The following is a 17,602-nucleotide window of genomic DNA, read 5'->3' on the forward strand; positions in this document are numbered from 1 at the left end:
CGGCCACCACCGGCATCTACACCTATTAAGTCGTCGGCAGCGTCAGATGAGTATAAGAGACAGCACCCGGCCCACCGACCCGCGCAATCCCGCAGGCCTCCTGTCGGGCGTCGGCGCGGCCACCCTGGTGCTCGGACTACCGATCGCCCTCACGACGATGTTCTCGCCGACCCTGTCCCAGGAACAACACGCCCTGGCCGCGATCTCGATCCTCGGACAGGACCGCCCGACCGCACTGCGCACCGAACGCGAACAGACCCTGAACACGTTCGCCACCGAACGGGCCCTCGCCGACTACCTCGACGCGAAAACCCTGCCACCGGGATCGGTCGTGATGGACACCGTGTACGGATTCGCGGTGTTCGCCGCGAGCGACAACCCCCGCCAGTTCGTGCTGCCCTCGGACGAGGACTTCACCCGCATCCTCAACGACCCGGCGGCCTACGGCGTCCGCTACATCCTGTCGGTCCCGCCGACCGGGCGCGGCACCTCCGACGCGGTGAACCGGCGGTACCCCACCCTCTACGAGAACGGCGCGCAGCTCGCCACGCTGGACATCGAGGTGCCCAACAGCGGGCTGGACCAGCCGATGTGGCGGGTGTGGCGGGTCGCCGGGTAACCCTCGCGTGCCCGCTGCCCCCGCGTCAGTTCAGCTGCGGGATCGCCAGAACCGGATCGTCGGGGCCGATGTCGTACGTGCACTGCTCGGGGCGGGGATCGGGCACGAACGCCCAGAGCAGCGCCCCGGCGGCGCCGAGTTCGGCGTAGGAGTCGATGCGGGCGCCGATACGGTCCGCGCGTTCCTGCAGCGGCAGGCAACTGCCCGCGTGGATACCCAGTTCGGTGACGACGAGCGGCTTGGACGTCTGTGCCAGCCGCTGCGGCAGGAACGCCGCGTCGTCGTAGTCGTGGTACTGGACGAAGTCGACGTAGGGGGAGTCGGCGACGAGCGCATACCCCGGGCCGGCGGTTCCGCACTGGTCGCCGCCCAGCAACCCGGCCGTGATCGGGTGCACCGGATCACTGGTGCGGATCAGCGCGCCCACCGCGTCGTGCCAGTCGCGCAGGACCTGCGCCGAATCGTCCGGGCAGCTGCGTTGCTGCGGGCTGCATCCCGCGTCGTGGCAGATCCCGGCTTCCGGTTCCCCGATCGGTTCCCACGCCGCGATAGCCGGGGACGCGCCCCACCGGGACACGGCCGTGCTCACCCAGTCCCGGTAGCTCAGGGAAGCGGAGCCGGGGACGGTCCATCCGGAGCGATACCAGTCCCGGTCCTTGTACCGCTCGTCCTCGCAGGCGCCGTCCTGCCCGGCCAGCACCGGGATGACGAGACTGCCGTGCCGTTCGGCGGCCGCGAAGACCGCATCGATCGGGCCGAAATCGATCCGGCCGGTGGATTTGTTCACCGCGAGCTGCTGGAAGGCGTTGAAGCGAGTCACCGAACCCGGAGGGCGCGACATGAAATAGGCGTCGAGATCGACCTCGGCTCCGCAGCCGCGATTCACGCTCCAGTGGGTGGCGAGCTGATACGCGTCGAGACCGGTCGGCCACCACGGGACGCCGTCGAGCGTCAGGCCGTTTCCGGAAACCCCAACCCGGGAGACGGGGGTGGTGCTCGACGTCGCCGCGCATACGGCCACGGCCAGGACGACCGAGAGCACGGTCGCCAGGAATATGGCACCAGTTCGCATGCCACGACGCTATCGGCATGAGGCACACGGCGCGCGGCACGCGGCCGGATTACGGAGGAGACGGAAGAATAAAATTACCGAAATCGCATGGCGGAGGCTCACTCCACCGAGATCGAAGACGGACCCGGGTACCCGACCAGGCGGCGACCTGGACAAATCCGTCAGGGACGGGGAATGTGGGAAACCACCGGACCCCGAACGAAGGACGGTGACCGCCGTGCCGATCGACAACGACGTCTACGACCGGATCGGTGTGGGTTGGTGGGACGAGTCCAACCCGCTCAATCTGCTGCAGGGCAGCCTCACCCCGGCGCGGTACGACTACTTCCGCAGCGTCCTCCGCGAACGCGGCTACGCGACCCTCGACGGGCTGCGGGCCCTCGACATCGGAAGCGGCGGAGGATTCCTCGCCGAACGCTTCGCGAAAGCCGGCTGCGCGGTCGTCGGCATCGACCCGTCCACCGTGTCGCTCGAGACCGCACAGCGGCACGCCGCGGCGAACGGCCTCACCATCGACTACCGCAGGGGAGTGGGCGAACGTCTGCCCGTGCCCGACGCGTCGTTCGACCTCGCCTACTGCTGCGACGTCCTCGAACACGTCGACGACCTCGACGCCGTCCTCGCCGAAACCGCACGCGCGCTCGCGCCCGGCGGTCTGTACTTCTTCGACACCATCAACCGCACGTGGCTCGGCAAGCTCGTGGTCATCAAGATCATGCAGGAATGGCGATGGACCCGGATGTTCGACACCCCCATCCACGACTGGTCCATGTTCATCACCCCCGCCGAACTGACCGCAGCGCTCGAGCGCCACGGCCTGCGCCCGGCCGAACTCACCGGGCTCGGACTGCGCACCCTCGACCCCCGCCGCCTCGTCGACATGCACCGCGCGCGGCAGGGACGCATCACCTACGGCGAATTCAGTCGCCGTCTCAACTTCGGGCGCGTGCCCTACACCGGCGCCAACTACATGGGGTACGCCGTCAAGGCCGGCGCGCGCGGCTGACCGGGGGAGGGGAGCGGGGCCGGCCCCGGCCTCACTTCGAGGATGCGTCCAGTTCGCGGATCAGCGATGCCGGCGCGGTCACCCGGAACGACATGTCCAGCAGTTCACCGATCTCGTCCCAGTCCACGTCGTCCCGGTCGAGGTCGTAGCCCACCCAGCCCGAGGGCCCGAAGTAGGCGGGCAGGTAGGTGTGCGGTTCCCCGAGCAGCGCGAGGCGCTCCTCGGGTTCCGGCTTGATGATCACCGACCGGGGGAAAGGCGTGCCGCTCGGCTTGTCGGAGCCGCCGTAGACCGCGAACGCCGTCTTGGTGTGGAAGAACGGGCGTCCGTGCGAGATCCTCTCGCCGGCACCGGGAAACGCGAGGGCCAGCGACCGGATACGTGCCAGCAGGGGATCGGCCTTGTCGAACATGATCGGATGCGGCATGCGGGCAGCGTACCCGCGTGCCGGGAGGTCTTTCGGGCGGTTGGATGATTTCGGATCATACGGAATTGCAAAATATCCCGAACTCAACAACCGACCGCTTCCCCGACACCCTCGACCCCACCACGAGGACGGATACCGCCGAATCGCGTGCCGACGTCGTACTGTCGAGGACATGCCGGTGCCCGAACCCCTTGCTCGCGATGCCCTCGCAGACACCTTCGCCGCATTCGAATCGCGACGCCTCCCTCTCGACGGCCGGCGCCACGCCGCCGTGGTCGTCGCCATCCTCGACGACGGAGCAGGCAACGGCGTCATGCCCCTCACCCGCCGGCCGACGCGACTGCGCGCCCACCCCGGACAGTTCGCGCTGCCCGGGGGACGCCTCGACCCCGGCGAAACACCGGAAGAAGCGGCCCTGCGCGAACTGCACGAAGAACTCGGGCTGCGGGCCGACCACACCCAGATCGTCGGCCGCCTCGACGACTACATCACCCGATCCGGCTACGTCATGTCCCCGTTCGTCGTGTGGTCGGACGTCCCCGTCACCGACCTGCAGCCCAGCCCCGACGAGGTCGCCGAACTCTTCGCCGTCACCGCCACCGAGATCGACAGCGAACCCCGCTTCGTCCCCATCCCCGAATCCGACAAGCCCGTCATCCAGTGGCCGTTCCGCGGTCACCTGGTCCACGCACCCACCGCCGCCGTCGTGTACCAGTTCCGGGAGGTCGCGCTGCACGGCCGGCACACCCGCATCGACGATCTGGAACAACCGGTCTTCGCCTGGCGCTGACCCGCCGGACCGGACCCGGAACGTGACTATGGGAGGCTGTCGGAACCCGACCGTCACCACGAACACGAGGCAGGTTCGACGATGAACGACGCCGCGACGACCGCCGGCTCCGCACCGGCCGCGTCCGACCGCATCCTCACCGTCCCCAATCTGCTCAGCTTCGTCCGACTCATCGGCATCCCGCTGTTCCTCTGGCTGATGCTCGTCCCGCACGCCGACGGGTGGGCACTGGCCGTGCTGGTCCTCAGCGGCGCCACCGACTGGGCAGACGGCAAACTCGCCCGGCTGCTCGACCAGACCTCGAGGCTCGGTGCCCTCCTCGACCCGCTCGTCGACCGCCTCTACATCGTCACCACACTCGTCGCCCTGGTCGCCCGGGACATCCTCCCGTGGTGGATCGCCGCGATCCTCATCGGACGCGAACTGGTCCTCGCCCCGACCCTCGCGGTGTACCGCAGGCGCGGTCTGCCCCCGCCCGACGTCCTCTACCTCGGCAAAGGCGCGACCTTCCTGCTGATGTGCGCGCTGCCGCTGCTGCTCCTCGCGCTCGCCGTCCCCGCCACCGCCGACATCGCCGAGCCGCTCGGCTGGGCCGCGCTGATCTGGGGAACGGTCCTGTACGTCTGGACCGGCGCCCTCTACCTGTACCGCGCCGTCGAAACCGCGCGCGTCACACCACCGATCGGCGGCCACCGGGAACCCCGATGAACCAGCACTGGGAACAGATCCGCCGCAACCCGACACCGTCGCTGCTCACCGCCCTGCTCGAGGACCACCTCGATCCCGGATACGCCGCGGCCGCCGAGGACCGCACCACGAAACACACCCGGCCCGCCCGCAAGGGCGTCCTCGTCTGGCTCACCGTCGGTGCCCTCCTCACCGGCCTCACCATCGGCATCGCCTACTCGAACACCACCGAACCCGGGCCCGGCTCCGACCGGACGCAGGCGGAGATCCTCGCCGGAGTCCGCGCAGCCTCCGAACGCGTCGACACCCTCACCGCAACCCGAGACGACCTCACCGCCGACATCGACCGGCGCCGCGAGGAACTGTTCACCGACAACGGCGCCGGAACCGACATCCTCGGCGAGCTCCGGCGCACCGAGGACGCCGCCGCAGCCACCGAGGTACACGGTCCCGGCGTGACCGTCACGCTCAGCGACCCGGCGGCGAAACCGAACCTGTCGGACTCCGGGCAACGCGGCAACCCCCGCACCGCCGTCCTGCTCGACCGCGACCTGCAAGCGGTGATCAACGCCCTGTGGGCCGGCGGCGCCGAAGCCGTCGCGGTCGACGACGTGCGCATCGGTCCCGGAGTCACCGTCCGGCAGGCGGGCGGGGCCATGCTGGTCGACAACCGGCCGGTGTTCTCCCCGTACGTCGTGTCGGCCATCGGATCGCCGAGCCGCCTGCAGACCGCGTTCGTCGTCAGCGACGCCTACCTGCGGATGTCCGGCGTCCAGCAGTTGTACGGAGTAAGTTTCACCGTCGCCGAGGCCGACGACGTCACCATGCCGGCCGCGGCCGTGCGCGACATCGAATCTGCACTGGAGGGAGATCGTTGAAACAGAACGGGCTCAGGCACGGCCACGCGCTCTACGCGGTACTGGCCCTCGCGATCGGCATCGCCGCGGGGGTGATCTTCAGCCCACAGGTACCCGACGTCATCCAGCCGTACCTTCCGATCGCGGTCGTCGCCGCTCTGGACACCGTGTTCGGCGGCCTGCGCGCGTACCTCGACGACATCTTCGACGCCCAGACCTTCGTCGTGTCCTTCGTGTTCAACGTGCTCGTCGCGGCCCTGATCGTCTGGCTCGGCGACCAACTCGGCGTCGGCACCCAGCTGTCGACCGCCGTCATCGTCGTCCTCGGCATCCGCATCTTCGGCAACGCGTCCGCGCTGCGCCGCCGCCTGTTCGGAGCGTGACCCGTGGCCGAAGGACGACACGAACTGCACGACCCACCGGAATCGGCCCCGCGCCGTGGCCGCCTGCTCTTCCCGGCCCTGGCCGGGCTGCTGATCGTGCTGCTCGGCGTCGCGATCGCCACCCAGGTCCGCAGCACCGAATCCGGTGATGCCCTCGACTCGGCCCGCCCGGCCGACCTGCTCGTGCTGCTCGACAACCTGAACCGCACCGAGGCCGAGCTGCGTCAGGAGATCACCGCGCTCGAATCGACGCTGACCAGCCTGGAGCAGAACGGATCGGAGGCCGCTCTCGACGAGGCCCGCGCGCGGCTCTCGGACCTGGCGATCCAGGTCGGCACGGTCCCGGCCACCGGCCCGGGTGTCGTACTGACCGTGACCGATCCGGTGCGCGGCGTCGGCTCGGAGGTCGTCCTCGACATGATCCAGGAGTTGCGTGCGGCCGGAGCGGAAGCCATCCAGATCGCCGGGGCCGGCGGCCCGCCCGTCCGGATCGGCGTGGACTCGTGGGTGACCGGTCCCGGCGGTGCCGTGGTCGTCGACGACGTCCCGCTCGTCGCCCCGTACACGGTCACCGCGATCGGGGACGGACCGACCCTCGCGGCCGCGCTGAACATCCCCGGCGGAGTTGTGGACACTGTCGCGCGGACCGGAGGAACATTGGTGATCGAACAGTCACCGCAGGTCGACGTGTCCGCCTTGCGGCAGGTCGAAGCGCGCCAATACTCTCAGCCCGGAAACTGAATCAGACGTTCGTGACGAATGTCGTCGCCGAAAGGACCCTGTCGTGAGTGAGTTCGAAACCCCCGCCGATCTGCGTTACACGGCGGAACACGAATGGGTGCAGCGGACGAGCGCGACCACCGCGCGGATCGGTATCACCGCGTACGCGCAGTCGCAGCTCGGCGACGTCGTGTTCGTGCAGTTGCCGGAGACCGGGACCGAGGTGACCGCCGGTGAATCCTTCGGCGAGGTCGAATCGACGAAGAGCGTCTCGGACGTGTACGCGCCGATCAGCGCGAAAGTGGTTGCGGTCAACACGGATCTGGAGGCGAACCCCGAGCTGGTGAACTCGGCTCCCTACGGCGGAGGGTGGCTCGTCGACGTCGAGGTCGGTAGCGAGGGTGAGCTGGACGCGGCGCTCGGCGAGACGCTGGACGCCGACGCCTACCGCGCTCTCATCGAAAACTGACGGTTCCCGTGCGCGACAACCGCGTCCGCCTACGCCGGGGAGCCGGCTCAGGGTACGGTCGTGTCAGGCGTGTGCCGTTGTCGGGGGCGCGGGTCCGTAGTCGAAAGTGATCGTGGCTGAACGAAACAACGACCGGTCGGGGTGGTTTGCCCGATCGGTCGAACGGATAAGGAGTAACGGTGAGCGAGAACGGCAACGCGGGATACGAGGAAACCCCTGCGGAAACCACTTCGGTGTTTCGCGCCGACTTCCTGAGTGAACTGGAAACCGCCGGCTCGGGGGCGGCGACCTCGGAGGCTCCGGTCTCGGGTGTCGAGGGACTGCCCGCCGGGTCGGCACTGCTTGTCGTCAAGCGTGGACCCAACGCTGGATCGCGTTTCCTGCTGGACCAGCCGACGACGTCCGCGGGACGGCACCCGGACAGCGACATATTCCTCGACGACGTGACCGTCAGCCGTCGGCACGCCGAGTTCCGTCAGGACGAGGGTGAGTTCCAGGTCGTCGACGTGGGAAGCCTCAACGGCACCTACGTCAACCGCGAGCCTGTCGATTCGGCGGTGCTGGCGAACGGCGACGAGGTGCAGATCGGAAAGTTCCGGCTGGTGTTCCTCACCGGTCCGCGAGGAAACCAGGGCGCAGGTAGCTGATGACCGCTGCTGCCCGCCAAACGGCACCGGGCGGAATGTCGATCGGGTCGGTTCTCGATCGGCTCCGCCCGGAGTTTCCGGACGTGACGATCTCGAAGATCAGGTTTCTCGAGGCCGAGGGGCTCATCAGCCCGGAACGCACGCCCTCGGGATATCGACGTTTCTCGATCGAGGACTGCGAGCGACTGCGGTACGTGCTGACCGCGCAGCGGGATCAGTACCTGCCCCTGAAGGTGATCAAGGAACAGCTCGAGGCGATCGACCGAGGTGCCGCAACGGTGGGCGCAGTGGAGTCCCGCCCGAAGCGTCCACGGCCGTTGGCCGTGGCGCCGGGCGAGGTCTCGCCCGAGGTGCTGCGCACCGACCGTGAAGTCCGCATGAGCCGCGACGATCTGTGCGAGCGCGCCGGGATCGACGTGGGCTTCCTGACCGAGTTGGTTCGTGCCGGGCTGATCGTGCCGGGCGCGGCGGGATTCTTCGACGGGGACGCGGTGCTGCTCGCCCGAACCGCCAAGGCCATGTCGGAGTTCGGGCTCGAGGTGCGGCACCTGCGGGCGTTCAAGCTCGCGGCGGACCGGGAAGCGAGCCTGGTCGCGCAGATCGCGGGTCCGATCGCCAAGGGGCGCGACGCGGGAGCGCGGGCGCGAGCCGAGGAGATGGTCCGGGAGTTGGCGGCGCTGTCACTGACGCTGCACACGTGCCTGGTGAAGGCAGCGGTTCACGGCGCACTCGACCGCTGAACCGTTCGTGCACGCCGACGGCGATCGCGGTGAGAACCCCGACGGCCGCCGGCACCTGACGCGCTTGCCGGATCGCACTAGAATTCAGGCAGGATTGCCACGCGGGGTTCGTCCCCGGACGGCCAGCGGGATGGAGGCACCGGCATGAGCGAGATGCGGATAGTGGGCATTCGGGTCGAACAGCCGCAGAACCAGCCGGTCCTGCTGTTGCGAGAGGCCGACGGCGACAGGTATCTGCCGATCTGGATCGGTCAGATGGAGGCGACTGCGATCGCGCTCGAACAGCAGGGCGTCGAACCGGCGCGTCCGCTGACGCACGATCTGATCAAGAACCTTCTGGAAGCATTCGGGCATGTCCTGCAGGAGATCCGGATCGTGGACCTGCAGGAGGGGACCTTCTACGCCGACATGATTTTCCAGGGTGGCATGCGCGTGTCGTGCCGCCCTTCGGACGCGGTCGCTGTAGCGTTGCGCGTCGGTGTACCGGTCTTCGTCGAGGAACCGGTGCTGGCGGAGGCCGGTCTCGTCATGCCCGACGAACGGGAGGACGAGGTCGAGAAGTTCAAGGAATTTCTCGAGTCCGTGTCGCCCGACGACTTCAAGGCGACGGACGGCTGAATCGGACGTCATCGGCTGTTCTACCGTGCCTCGATCCCTCCGGGTCGGGGCACGCGGTACGACTCGAAGGTTTTACGACCGGTCGGCGTGTTGCTGCCCTACGCTCGAGACAGAGCGTACGCTGAGTGAATCCGCAATTCGGATCTGCTCGACGGGCCTTGACTAGCACGCGACGATCGGATGGGTGGGGGGGAATCCGCCCGTCCGTTGTTACGGGGCGACGGGTGGGCACGTAAGAGGGAGTCAACACAGTGCGAGATCGGCCGCAGGGACAGGGGCACGGCGATATCGACGAAGGGAACCGCTCGACCTCGATGTCGTCGACGCAACAAACGGACGACATCCAGCCGGGTCTGTTCCCCGACGACTCGGTTCCCGACGAACTCGTCGGTTATCGCGTTCCGATCGCATGCCAGATCGCCGGAATAAGTTACCGCCAGCTCGACTACTGGGCTCGAACGAACCTCGTCGTGCCGTCGATCCGTGGCGCAGCCGGTTCCGGAAGCCAGCGACTGTACTCGTTCAAGGACATCCTGGTCCTCAAGATCGTCAAGCGGTTGCTGGACACGGGCATCTCGCTGCAGAACATCCGCGTCGCGGTCGATCACCTGCGTGAGCGCGGGGTGCGGGACCTGGCGAAGATCACGCTGTTCTCCGACGGCACCACCGTGTACGAATGTACGTCGCCCGAGGAAGTCGTCGATTTACTGCAGGGCGGACAGGGCGTGTTCGGTATCGCGGTCAGCGGTGCGATGCGCGAGCTGACCGGCAGCATCGCGGACTTCCCGGCCGAGCGCGCCGACGGAGGCGCCGCCGAGCAGCGACCCGAGGACGAGCTTGCGTCCCGTCGCCGCAACCGCATCAATCGCCGCATCGGCTAGAGCCGGGGATTTTAGACGTTCATCACACCGTGCAGGCGTCCGTGACCGCGATTGCGGCGATCGCCGTGGACTAGAATCGCCAATGCGTCGCCGCCGCACGGGAGAGTTCCGGATCCGATCCGGGCACCGAAGGAGCAGCACCTCCCCGTCAATCTCTCAGGTACCGAGGACCGTGCGGGCTCCGACGCCTCTGGAAAGCGGTGGGAGCACCCACCCGCCCACGGGGAAAGGGACCGGACGTCCGGTCACCGAATCTCTCAGGCGCTCGCCCGCCGAGCTCGCGACAGAGGGGGAGGGAAGCACGCCGTGCGACCGTGCGCGGACGTGGACCTCCGATCACCCGGGAATCGCACATGACAGATGCCGTCACCTCCACGTTCGCCGACCGTCACGTCGGCCCCGATCAGGCGGCACTGCGCCGCATCCTCGACGTCGTCGGCGTCGACGCACTCGCAGACCTCGCGGCGAAGGCACTGCCGGCCGCGATCCTGGACCCGGCCACCGGAGGGATCGCCGACGGGCTGGACGTGCTGGACGCGCCGCTGTCCGAACACGAGGTGCTGGCCGCGCTGACCGAGCTCGCGGCGCAGAACACCGTGGCGACCTCGATGATCGGTCAGGGCTACTACGGCACCCTCACGCCGCCGGTGCTGCTGCGCAACATCATCGAGAACCCGGCGTGGTACACGGCGTACACCCCGTACCAGCCGGAGATCAGCCAGGGCCGGCTCGAGGCCCTGCTCAACTTCCAGACGATGGTCTCCGACCTCACCGGCATGGAGGTCGCGAACTCGTCGATGCTCGACGAAGGCACCGCCGCCGCTGAGGCGATGACCCTGCTCCGCCGCGCCAACCGCAAGTCGAAGAGCCCCCGCGTGCTCGTCGACTCCGATCTCTTCACCCAGACCGCGGCCGTCCTCGCCACCCGCGCCGAGCCGCTGGGCATCGAGATCGTCACCGCGAATCTCGTCGACGACGGACTGCCGGAGGGCGACTTCTTCGGGGTCATCCTCCAGATCCCCGGCGCATCCGGACGGGTGTTCGACGCCGCCCCGATCATCGCCGCCGCACACGACCGCGGTGCACTCGTGGCGGTGGGCGCCGACCTGCTGGCCCTGACGTTGATCACCCCGCCCGGCGAGCAGGGCGCGGACGCCTGCTTCGGCACCACCCAGCGCTTCGGTGTGCCCATGGGCTTCGGTGGCCCGCACGCCGGCTACCTCGCCGTGAACACGGCGCACACCCGCAACCTTCCGGGCCGCCTGGTCGGCCTGTCCGTCGATGCGGACGGAGATCCCGCCTACCGGCTGGCCCTGCAGACCCGTGAACAGCACATCCGCCGCGAGAAGGCGACGAGCAACATCTGCACCGCGCAGGTTCTGCTGGCGGTCCTGGCCGCGATGTACGCCTCGTACCACGGCGCCGACGGCCTGACCGCGATCGCACGCCGGGTCGCGGCGCACGCCGAAACCCTCGCCGCCGCGCTGCGCGCCGCCGGCATCGAGATCGTGCACGCCGAGTTCTTCGACACCGTTCTGGCCCGGGTTCCCGGTCGCGCCGTACAGATCGTCACGACCGCTCGCGAGGCGGGCCTCAACCTGCGCCTCGTCGACGACGACCACGTCGGCATCTCCTGCGACGAAGCGACCTCCAGCGCGCACATCGGCACGGTGCTCGACGCCTTCGGCGCCCCGGGCACCGCGCAGAGCGAGGGATCGGCGCTCCCGGCCGCACTGGCCCGCACCAGCGCATTCCTGCAGCACGAGTCGTTCACGAAGTACCGCACCGAAACCGCGATGATGCGGTACCTGCGGCGGCTGTCGGATAAGGACCTGGCGCTCGACCGGACGATGATCCCGCTCGGCTCGTGCACGATGAAGCTCAACGCCGCCGTCGAGATGGAAGCGATCACCTGGCCGGAGTTCGCCGACCTGCACCCGTTCGCACCCGCGGAGCAGACCGCCGGGATCCGCCGGCTGATCGCGGACCTCGAGGGCTGGCTCGCCGCGATCACCGGTTACGACCGCGTCAGCCTCCAGCCCAACGCCGGCAGCCAGGGCGAATACGCCGGTCTGCTCGCGATCCGGCACTACCACCTCGACCGGGGCGACGACCATCGCGACACGTGCCTCATCCCGTCGAGCGCCCACGGCACCAACGCGGCCTCCGCGGTGATGGCCGGGATGCGGGTCGAGGTCGTTGCGTGCCGTCCGAACGGCGATGTCGATCTCGACGATCTGCGCGCGAAGATCGCCGATCATGCCGAGCGCCTGGCCGCGATCATGATCACCTACCCGTCGACCCACGGTGTGTACGAGCACGAGATCGCCGAGATCTGCGGGGCCGTCCACGACGCGGGCGGTCAGGTGTACATCGACGGGGCGAACCTCAACGCGCTCGTCGGGCTTGCGCGCCCGGGCAAGTTCGGTGGCGACGTGAGCCATCTGAACCTGCACAAGACGTTCTGCATTCCGCACGGCGGCGGCGGGCCGGGGGTGGGACCGATCGGTGTCCGCGAGCACCTCGCGCCCTACCTGCCGGGTCATCCGGAGGAACCCGAGCTCGGGGGCGCCGGACCCGTGTCGGCCGCGCCCTACGGTTCGGCGTCGATCCTGCCGATCACGTGGGCGTACATCAAGCTGATGGGTGCGCAGGGCCTGCGCCGTGCGTCGCTGACGGCCATCGCGTCCGCCAACTACATCGCCCGCCGTCTCGACGAGTACTTCCCGGTGCTGTACACCGGCGAGAACGGCATGGTCGCGCACGAGTGCATCCTCGATCTGCGCCAGATCACCAAGGACACCGGCGTCACCGTCGACGACGTGGCGAAGCGGTTGGCGGACTACGGGTTCCACGCGCCGACCATGAGTTTCCCGGTCGCGGGAACGCTGATGGTGGAGCCGACCGAGAGCGAGGATCCGGCCGAACTCGATGCCTTCGTCGACGCGATGATCTCGATCCGCAAGGAGATCGACCGCGTCGGGGCAGGGGAGTGGCCGGTCGACGACAACCCGCTGCGCGGTGCTCCACACACGGCGGAATGCCTGGTCGGGGAGTGGAACCACCCGTACACGCGGGAGATCGCGGTGTTCCCGCTGGGGAAGTCGCGCGCGAAGGTGTGGCCGTCCGTCCGGCGCATCGACGGGGCACACGGGGACCGTAACCTCGTGTGTTCCTGCCCGCCGCTCGAGGCGTACGCCGACTGATCGTCCGATTCGGGGTGCCGGTGAGACCGGCACCCCGATCTTCGATCGAAATATTCTGCACAAGACGGAACGTAAATAAAAACCGAACTCCACCCCACTCGGCACGCGGTACGACACGCATAACCCCACGTCCCACATCGCTCACCCATCCGCGATGGGCCGTGCGAGCATGGAGACGTGGCGACGCGAGCAGACTCCGAACGATTGCGGGATCTGGCACGGCTGCGCCGGGTCCGGGACCGCATCGACCGCGAGTACGCCCGGCCGCTGGACGTGGAACAGCTCGCGCGGGACGTGCACATGTCGGCGGGCCATCTGAGCCGGCAGTTCCGCCTGGCCTACGGCGAACCGCCGTACACCTACCTGATGACGCGTCGGATCGAGCGGGCGATGGCGCTGTTGCGGCGCGGGGACATGAGTGTCACCGAGGTGTGTTTCGAGGTCGGGTGTTCGTCCCTCGGCACGTTCAGCACGCGATTCACCGAGCTGGTGGGGGTGTCGCCGAGCGCGTACCGCGCGCAGGCGCGCTCGGACGCCGAGATGCCTTCGTGCGTCACGAAACAGGTGACGAGACCGATCAGGATTCAAGAAGCGTCGGCCGCGTCCCGAATCTAGCGTGGTCGCCATGAACCTCACCATCCACAACGCGTTCCTTCCGCACGACGACCGTGACGCCGCCCTCGCGTTCTATCGGGACCTGCTCGGTTTCGAGGTGCGCAAGGAGGTCGGCTACAACGACATGTACTGGATCACTCTCGGGCATCCCGCCCAGCCCGAGACGTCGCTCGTCCTGAATCCGCCCGCCGCGGATCCCGGAATCACCGACGAGGAGCGGCGCGTGATCAGCGAAATGATGGCCAAGGGCACGTTTGCGATGCTCACGCTGGCGACACCCGACCTGGACGCGACCTTCGCGGCGCTCGAAGCCGGTGGCGCGGAGATCGTCCAGGAGCCCATCGAGCAGCCCTACGGGATCCGGGACTGCGCGGTGCGCGACCCCGCGGGAAACATGATCCGCATCAACGAGGTGCGATGACGAGGCCCCGGACGGCAGAGCCGCCGGCATGGGTGTGTTCTCTCGGGGGAAGCAGCAGCAGGGGAATGCGCGGATCGGGCGCCGGGACAGGTGAATCCGTCCGGGGTTGTCACACCGATCGGCGATACTGCTCCGGCGGGTAACCGGGGTGAGAGCGAACAGAACGGAACGGGGAGATGCGATGGGCACGAGGACCGAGACGGCGACGAGGACGGTGCCCACCGGGGGGCGACACCCGGCCGACAGTCACGACCTGATCCGGGTGCACGGTGCTCGCGAGAACAACCTCCAGAACGTCGATGTCGAGATTCCCAAGCGACGGCTGACGGTCTTCACCGGGGTGTCGGGATCCGGGAAGAGCTCGCTGGTGTTCGCGACGATCGCAGCCGAGTCACAGCGCATGATCAACGAAACGTACAGCGCGTTCGTGCAGGGATTCATGCCGACGCTCGCTCGTCCGGACGTGGATGTGCTCGAGGGCCTGACCACGGCGATCATCGTCGATCAGGAGCGGATGGGCGCGAATCCGCGGTCGACGGTCGGCACCGCGACCGACGCCAACACGCTGTTGCGCATCCTGTTCAGCCGGCTGGGCAAGCCGCACATCGGTTCGCCGCAGGCGTTCTCGTTCAACGTGGCGTCGATCAGCGGCGCCGGGGCGGTGACGGTCGAGAAGGGCGGCCGGACCGTGAAGGAACGCCGCAGTTTCAGCATCACCGGTGGCATGTGCCCGCGCTGCGAGGGCATGGGCAAGGTCTCCGATTTCGATCTCACCGCGCTGTACGACGACAGCAAGTCCCTCAACGAGGGTACGCTGACGATCCCCGGGTACAGCATGGACGGCTGGTACGGCCGGATCTACCGCGGATGCGGATTCTTCGACCCCGACAAGCCGATCTCGAAGTTCACGAAGAAGCAGCTGAACGATCTGCTGTACAAGGAGCCGACGAAGGTCAAGGTCGACGGCATCAACATCACGTTCGAGGGTCTGATCCCGAAGATCCAGAAGTCGTTTCTGTCCAAGGACCGGGAGGCGATGCAGCCGCACATCCGGGCATTCGTGGACCGGGCCGTCACCTTCCAGACGTGTCCCGACTGTGAGGGCACCCGTCTCTCGGCGGAGGCCCGGTCGTCGAAGATCGCCGGCATCAGCATCGCCGACGCCTGCGCGATGCAGATCAGCGACCTCGCCGAATGGGTGCGGGGGCTGGACGAGCCGTCGGTCGCCCCGCTGCTGAAATCGCTGAGCCGGACCCTCGATTCGTTCGTCGACATCGGACTCGGCTATCTGAGCCTCGACCGGCCTGCCGGCACCCTGTCCGGTGGCGAGGCGCAGCGCACCAAGCTGATCCGGCATCTCGGGTCGTCGCTCACCGACGTGACCTATGTGTTCGACGAGCCGACGATCGGCCTGCATCCGCACGACATCGCGCGGATGAACGAACTGCTGTTGCAGTTGCGCGACAAGGGAAACACGGTGCTCGTCGTCGAGCACAAGCCCGAGGCGATCGCCATCGCCGACCATGTGGTCGACCTCGGCCCGCGCGCCGGGGCCGACGGTGGCGAGATCGTGTTCGAGGGCACGGTCGAGGGGCTGCGGTCGAGTGGGACGCTGACCGGTAAGCATCTGGACGACCGTGCGGCACTGAAGACTTCGGTGCGGACGGCGTCGGGGGCACTCGAGATCCGTGGGGCGGACACCCACAATCTGCAGGACGTCGACGTCGACATTCCGGTCGGGATGCTCGTCGTCGTGACGGGTGTGGCGGGGTCGGGGAAGAGTTCGCTGATCCACGGGTCGGTCGCGGGCCGGGACGGTGTCGTCGCGATCGATCAGGGGGCGATCAAGGGGTCGCGGCGCAGCAATCCGGCGACGTACACGGGTCTGCTGGAGCCGATCCGCAAGGCGTTCGCGAAGGCGAACGGGGTGAAACCCGCTCTGTTCAGCGCGAATTCGGAGGGTGCGTGCCCGAACTGCAACGGTGCGGGTGTCGTGTACTCGGACCTGGCGATGATGGCCGGGGTGGCGACGCCGTGCGAGGTGTGCGAGGGCAAGCGATTCCAGGCCGAGGTGCTCGAGTACCGGTTCGGCGGCAGGGACATCGACGAGGTCCTGAACATGTCGGTGGCCGAGGCCGAGGAGTTCTTCGGGTCGGGCGAGGCGAAGATCCCGGCGGCGCACCGGATCCTCGCTCGCCTCGCCGACGTGGGACTCGGCTACATCAAGATCGGGCAGCCGCTCACGACGCTGTCCGGCGGCGAGCGGCAACGTCTCAAGCTGGCCGTCCAGATGGGCGAGAGCGGCGACGTGTACATCCTCGACGAACCGACGACGGGCCTGCATCTCGCCGACGTGGAGAACCTGCTCGCGCTGCTGGATCGGCTCGTGGATGCGGGGAAGTCGGTGATCGTCATCGAGCACCATCAGGCCGTGATGGCGCACGCCGACTGGATCATCGATCTCGGACCCGGTGCCGGCCACGACGGTGGCCGGGTCGTCTACGAGGGCACCCCGGCGGACCTGGTCGCCGCGCGCTCGACGCTGACGGGGCAGCACCTCGCGCAGTACGTCGGGGCCTGACCGCAGGGGTCCGGGCACGCAGGGGTCCGGATTCGATCAGGGTTCGGTGACGAGTTCGAGGATCGTGATCTCGGGGGGTGTCGCGACGCGGACGGGTGGCCCCCACGCGCCGGCGCCGCGCGAGGTGTAGAGCGTGGTGTCGTCGAACCGGTCGAGTCCGGTGACGCTCGGGTTGGCCAGGGGCACGAACAGGCCGAGCGGCCACATCTGGCCGCCGTGGGTGTGGCCGGACAGTTGCAGGTCGACGCCGAGTTCGGCGGCGTCGAGTACCTGGCGGGGCTGGTGCGCGACGAGCAGCACGAACCGGTTCGGGTCGCGGCCGTCGAGGGCCGCCGCGAGGTCGGCTTCGTGCGGGGCGGGGGCCGTCCAGTCGTACACCCCGGCGATGTCGATGCTGTCGGCGCCGCGGGTGAGGGTGACGTGTTCGTTGCGCAGTGTCTGCACGCCCAGGGTTTCCCAGTGGTCGAGCCAGGCCAGGGCGTCGTCGGAGTAGTACTCGTGGTTGCCGCTGACCCCGAACACCCCGAGTGGTGCGTCCAGGTCCCGGAGGGGTTCGAGGTCGGCGGCGACGCGCGCGATGGTGCCGTCGCTGAGGTCGCCGCCGAGCACGATCAGGTCGGGGTTCTCGCCGGCGACGAGGTCGACGACCTTGCGGGTGAAGTCCGCGCCGCGCGCCGGGCCGACGTGCAGGTCGGTGACGAGGGCGACGCGCAGCCCGTCGAATTCGGCGGGCAGGCGCTGGAGCGGTACCCGCACGTGCGCGATGCGGGGGTGGGAGGCTTCGACGGTTCCGTATGCGACGGCGGTGACCGAGGTGAGGGCGGCGACGGCGGTGGCGATGCGTAGGGTGCGGCGTCGGGAGG

General features: G+C 68.4%; 18 protein-coding genes and 1 riboswitch. Of the genes, 15 read left to right on the forward strand and 3 right to left on the reverse strand.

Translation table 11 applies throughout. The annotated features are described in order from the left end of the window. Window positions 1–644: 644 nt before the first annotated feature. Entirely contained in the window at window positions 645–1,691 is a 1,047-nt protein-coding gene (locus M1M07_RS29670; RefSeq protein WP_248676452.1) for a beta-mannosidase, read from the reverse strand. Between the two features lie 208 nt (window positions 1,692–1,899). On the opposite strand from M1M07_RS29670, the gene ubiG reads away from it, so the two are divergent. After that, on the forward strand, window positions 1,900–2,697 hold the full coding sequence (gene ubiG, locus M1M07_RS29675; protein WP_197250424.1) for a bifunctional 2-polyprenyl-6-hydroxyphenol methylase/3-demethylubiquinol 3-O-methyltransferase UbiG: 798 nt from the start codon (window positions 1,900–1,902) through the stop codon (window positions 2,695–2,697). 31 nt (window positions 2,698–2,728) lie between these two features. Here the strand turns inward: ubiG and M1M07_RS29680 are convergent, their stop codons facing one another. Beyond that, a complete protein-coding gene (locus tag M1M07_RS29680; RefSeq protein ID WP_248676453.1) occupies window positions 2,729–3,124 on the reverse strand; it encodes an MmcQ/YjbR family DNA-binding protein in 396 nt (131 codons plus the stop codon). Between the two features lie 172 nt (window positions 3,125–3,296). Here M1M07_RS29680 and M1M07_RS29685 point away from each other — a divergent pair, with 172 nt between their 5' ends. The 14 genes from M1M07_RS29685 (at window position 3,297) to M1M07_RS29750 (ending at window position 16,739) form a co-directional block, all read left to right on the forward strand. Then, window positions 3,297–3,914 carry a CoA pyrophosphatase gene (locus M1M07_RS29685; protein WP_197250426.1) on the forward strand — a complete coding sequence of 206 codons (618 nt, stop codon included), beginning with the start codon at window positions 3,297–3,299 and terminating at the stop codon, window positions 3,912–3,914. A gap of 81 nt (window positions 3,915–3,995) precedes the next feature. Then, window positions 3,996–4,622, forward strand: coding sequence for a CDP-alcohol phosphatidyltransferase family protein (locus M1M07_RS29690; protein ID WP_197250427.1), 627 nt, complete (start codon window positions 3,996–3,998; stop codon window positions 4,620–4,622). Next, window positions 4,619–5,479 carry a DUF881 domain-containing protein gene (locus M1M07_RS29695; protein WP_248676454.1) on the forward strand — a complete coding sequence of 287 codons (861 nt, stop codon included), beginning with the start codon at window positions 4,619–4,621 and terminating at the stop codon, window positions 5,477–5,479. The genes M1M07_RS29690 and M1M07_RS29695 overlap by 4 nt, the downstream gene beginning before the upstream one ends. After that, window positions 5,476–5,841 (forward strand): small basic family protein, encoded by a 366-nt coding sequence (locus M1M07_RS29700; RefSeq protein WP_197250429.1) that lies wholly within the window; start codon window positions 5,476–5,478, stop codon window positions 5,839–5,841. The genes M1M07_RS29695 and M1M07_RS29700 overlap by 4 nt, the downstream gene beginning before the upstream one ends. Before the next feature lie 3 nt (window positions 5,842–5,844). Further along, window positions 5,845–6,582 carry a DUF881 domain-containing protein gene (locus tag M1M07_RS29705; RefSeq protein WP_197250430.1) on the forward strand — a complete coding sequence of 246 codons (738 nt, stop codon included), beginning with the start codon at window positions 5,845–5,847 and terminating at the stop codon, window positions 6,580–6,582. A 43-nt stretch (window positions 6,583–6,625) separates the two neighbouring features. Beyond that, window positions 6,626–7,030: a glycine cleavage system protein GcvH gene (gcvH, locus tag M1M07_RS29710; protein ID WP_197250431.1), complete on the forward strand. Its 405-nt coding sequence runs from the start codon at window positions 6,626–6,628 to the stop codon at window positions 7,028–7,030. Window positions 7,031–7,209: 179 nt separating this feature from the next. Beyond that, on the forward strand, window positions 7,210–7,677 hold the full coding sequence (gene garA, locus M1M07_RS29715) for a glycogen accumulation regulator GarA (protein ID WP_197250432.1): 468 nt from the start codon (window positions 7,210–7,212) through the stop codon (window positions 7,675–7,677). Next, the gene (locus M1M07_RS29720; RefSeq protein ID WP_197250433.1) at window positions 7,677–8,417 is read left to right on the forward strand and encodes a MerR family transcriptional regulator; all 741 of its coding nucleotides are present in this window, start codon (window positions 7,677–7,679) and stop codon (window positions 8,415–8,417) included. The genes garA and M1M07_RS29720 overlap by 1 nt, the downstream gene beginning before the upstream one ends. 144 nt (window positions 8,418–8,561) lie before the next feature. Next, the gene (locus tag M1M07_RS29725; RefSeq protein ID WP_197250434.1) at window positions 8,562–9,035 is read left to right on the forward strand and encodes a bifunctional nuclease family protein; all 474 of its coding nucleotides are present in this window, start codon (window positions 8,562–8,564) and stop codon (window positions 9,033–9,035) included. 314 nt (window positions 9,036–9,349) lie between these two features. Further along, on the forward strand, window positions 9,350–9,916 hold the full coding sequence (locus tag M1M07_RS29730) for a MerR family transcriptional regulator (protein WP_231609861.1): 567 nt from the start codon (window positions 9,350–9,352) through the stop codon (window positions 9,914–9,916). Window positions 9,917–10,004: 88 nt separating this feature from the next. Beyond that, a riboswitch (glycine riboswitch) is annotated at window positions 10,005–10,099 on the forward strand. A gap of 170 nt (window positions 10,100–10,269) precedes the next feature. Further along, window positions 10,270–13,122 carry an aminomethyl-transferring glycine dehydrogenase gene (gene gcvP, locus M1M07_RS29735; protein ID WP_248676455.1) on the forward strand — a complete coding sequence of 951 codons (2,853 nt, stop codon included), beginning with the start codon at window positions 10,270–10,272 and terminating at the stop codon, window positions 13,120–13,122. Between the two features lie 177 nt (window positions 13,123–13,299). Continuing rightward, on the forward strand, window positions 13,300–13,737 hold the full coding sequence (locus tag M1M07_RS29740) for a helix-turn-helix transcriptional regulator (RefSeq protein ID WP_248676456.1): 438 nt from the start codon (window positions 13,300–13,302) through the stop codon (window positions 13,735–13,737). 10 nt (window positions 13,738–13,747) lie between these two features. Beyond that, window positions 13,748–14,158 (forward strand): VOC family protein, encoded by a 411-nt coding sequence (locus M1M07_RS29745; RefSeq protein WP_197250438.1) that lies wholly within the window; start codon window positions 13,748–13,750, stop codon window positions 14,156–14,158. Window positions 14,159–14,339: 181 nt separating this feature from the next. Further along, complete coding sequence (locus M1M07_RS29750; protein ID WP_248676457.1) at window positions 14,340–16,739, forward strand: excinuclease ABC subunit UvrA; 2,400 nt, start codon at window positions 14,340–14,342, stop codon at window positions 16,737–16,739. 36 nt (window positions 16,740–16,775) lie between these two features. On the opposite strand, the gene M1M07_RS29755 is transcribed toward M1M07_RS29750, so the two are convergent. Then, window positions 16,776–17,602: metallophosphoesterase (locus tag M1M07_RS29755; protein ID WP_248676458.1), on the reverse strand; the 827-nt coding region annotated here is incomplete at its 5' end.

Origin of the sequence: Rhodococcus sp. HM1 (assembly GCF_023218075.1) — a bacterium.
Lineage (GTDB): Bacteria > Actinomycetota > Actinomycetes > Mycobacteriales > Mycobacteriaceae > Rhodococcus.

Bases quoted from the DNA above. Each gene is read 5' to 3' on its own strand.
- M1M07_RS29670 (WP_248676452.1), bottom strand. From the start codon at position 1,691: ATGCGAACTGGTGCCATATTCCTGGCGACCGTGCTCTCGGTCGTCCTG.
- M1M07_RS29680 (WP_248676453.1), bottom strand. From the start codon at position 3,124: ATGCCGCATCCGATCATGTTCGACAAGGCCGATCCCCTGCTGGCACGT.
- M1M07_RS29685 (WP_197250426.1), top strand. From the start codon at position 3,297: ATGCCGGTGCCCGAACCCCTTGCTCGCGATGCCCTCGCAGACACCTTC.
- M1M07_RS29690 (WP_197250427.1), top strand. From the start codon at position 3,996: ATGAACGACGCCGCGACGACCGCCGGCTCCGCACCGGCCGCGTCCGAC.
- M1M07_RS29695 (WP_248676454.1), top strand. From the start codon at position 4,619: ATGAACCAGCACTGGGAACAGATCCGCCGCAACCCGACACCGTCGCTG.
- M1M07_RS29720 (WP_197250433.1), top strand. From the start codon at position 7,677: ATGACCGCTGCTGCCCGCCAAACGGCACCGGGCGGAATGTCGATCGGG.
- M1M07_RS29725 (WP_197250434.1), top strand. From the start codon at position 8,562: ATGAGCGAGATGCGGATAGTGGGCATTCGGGTCGAACAGCCGCAGAAC.
- M1M07_RS29730 (WP_231609861.1), top strand. From the start codon at position 9,350: ATGTCGTCGACGCAACAAACGGACGACATCCAGCCGGGTCTGTTCCCC.
- gcvP (WP_248676455.1), top strand. From the start codon at position 10,270: ATGACAGATGCCGTCACCTCCACGTTCGCCGACCGTCACGTCGGCCCC.
- M1M07_RS29745 (WP_197250438.1), top strand. From the start codon at position 13,748: ATGAACCTCACCATCCACAACGCGTTCCTTCCGCACGACGACCGTGAC.
- M1M07_RS29750 (WP_248676457.1), top strand. From the start codon at position 14,340: ATGGGCACGAGGACCGAGACGGCGACGAGGACGGTGCCCACCGGGGGG.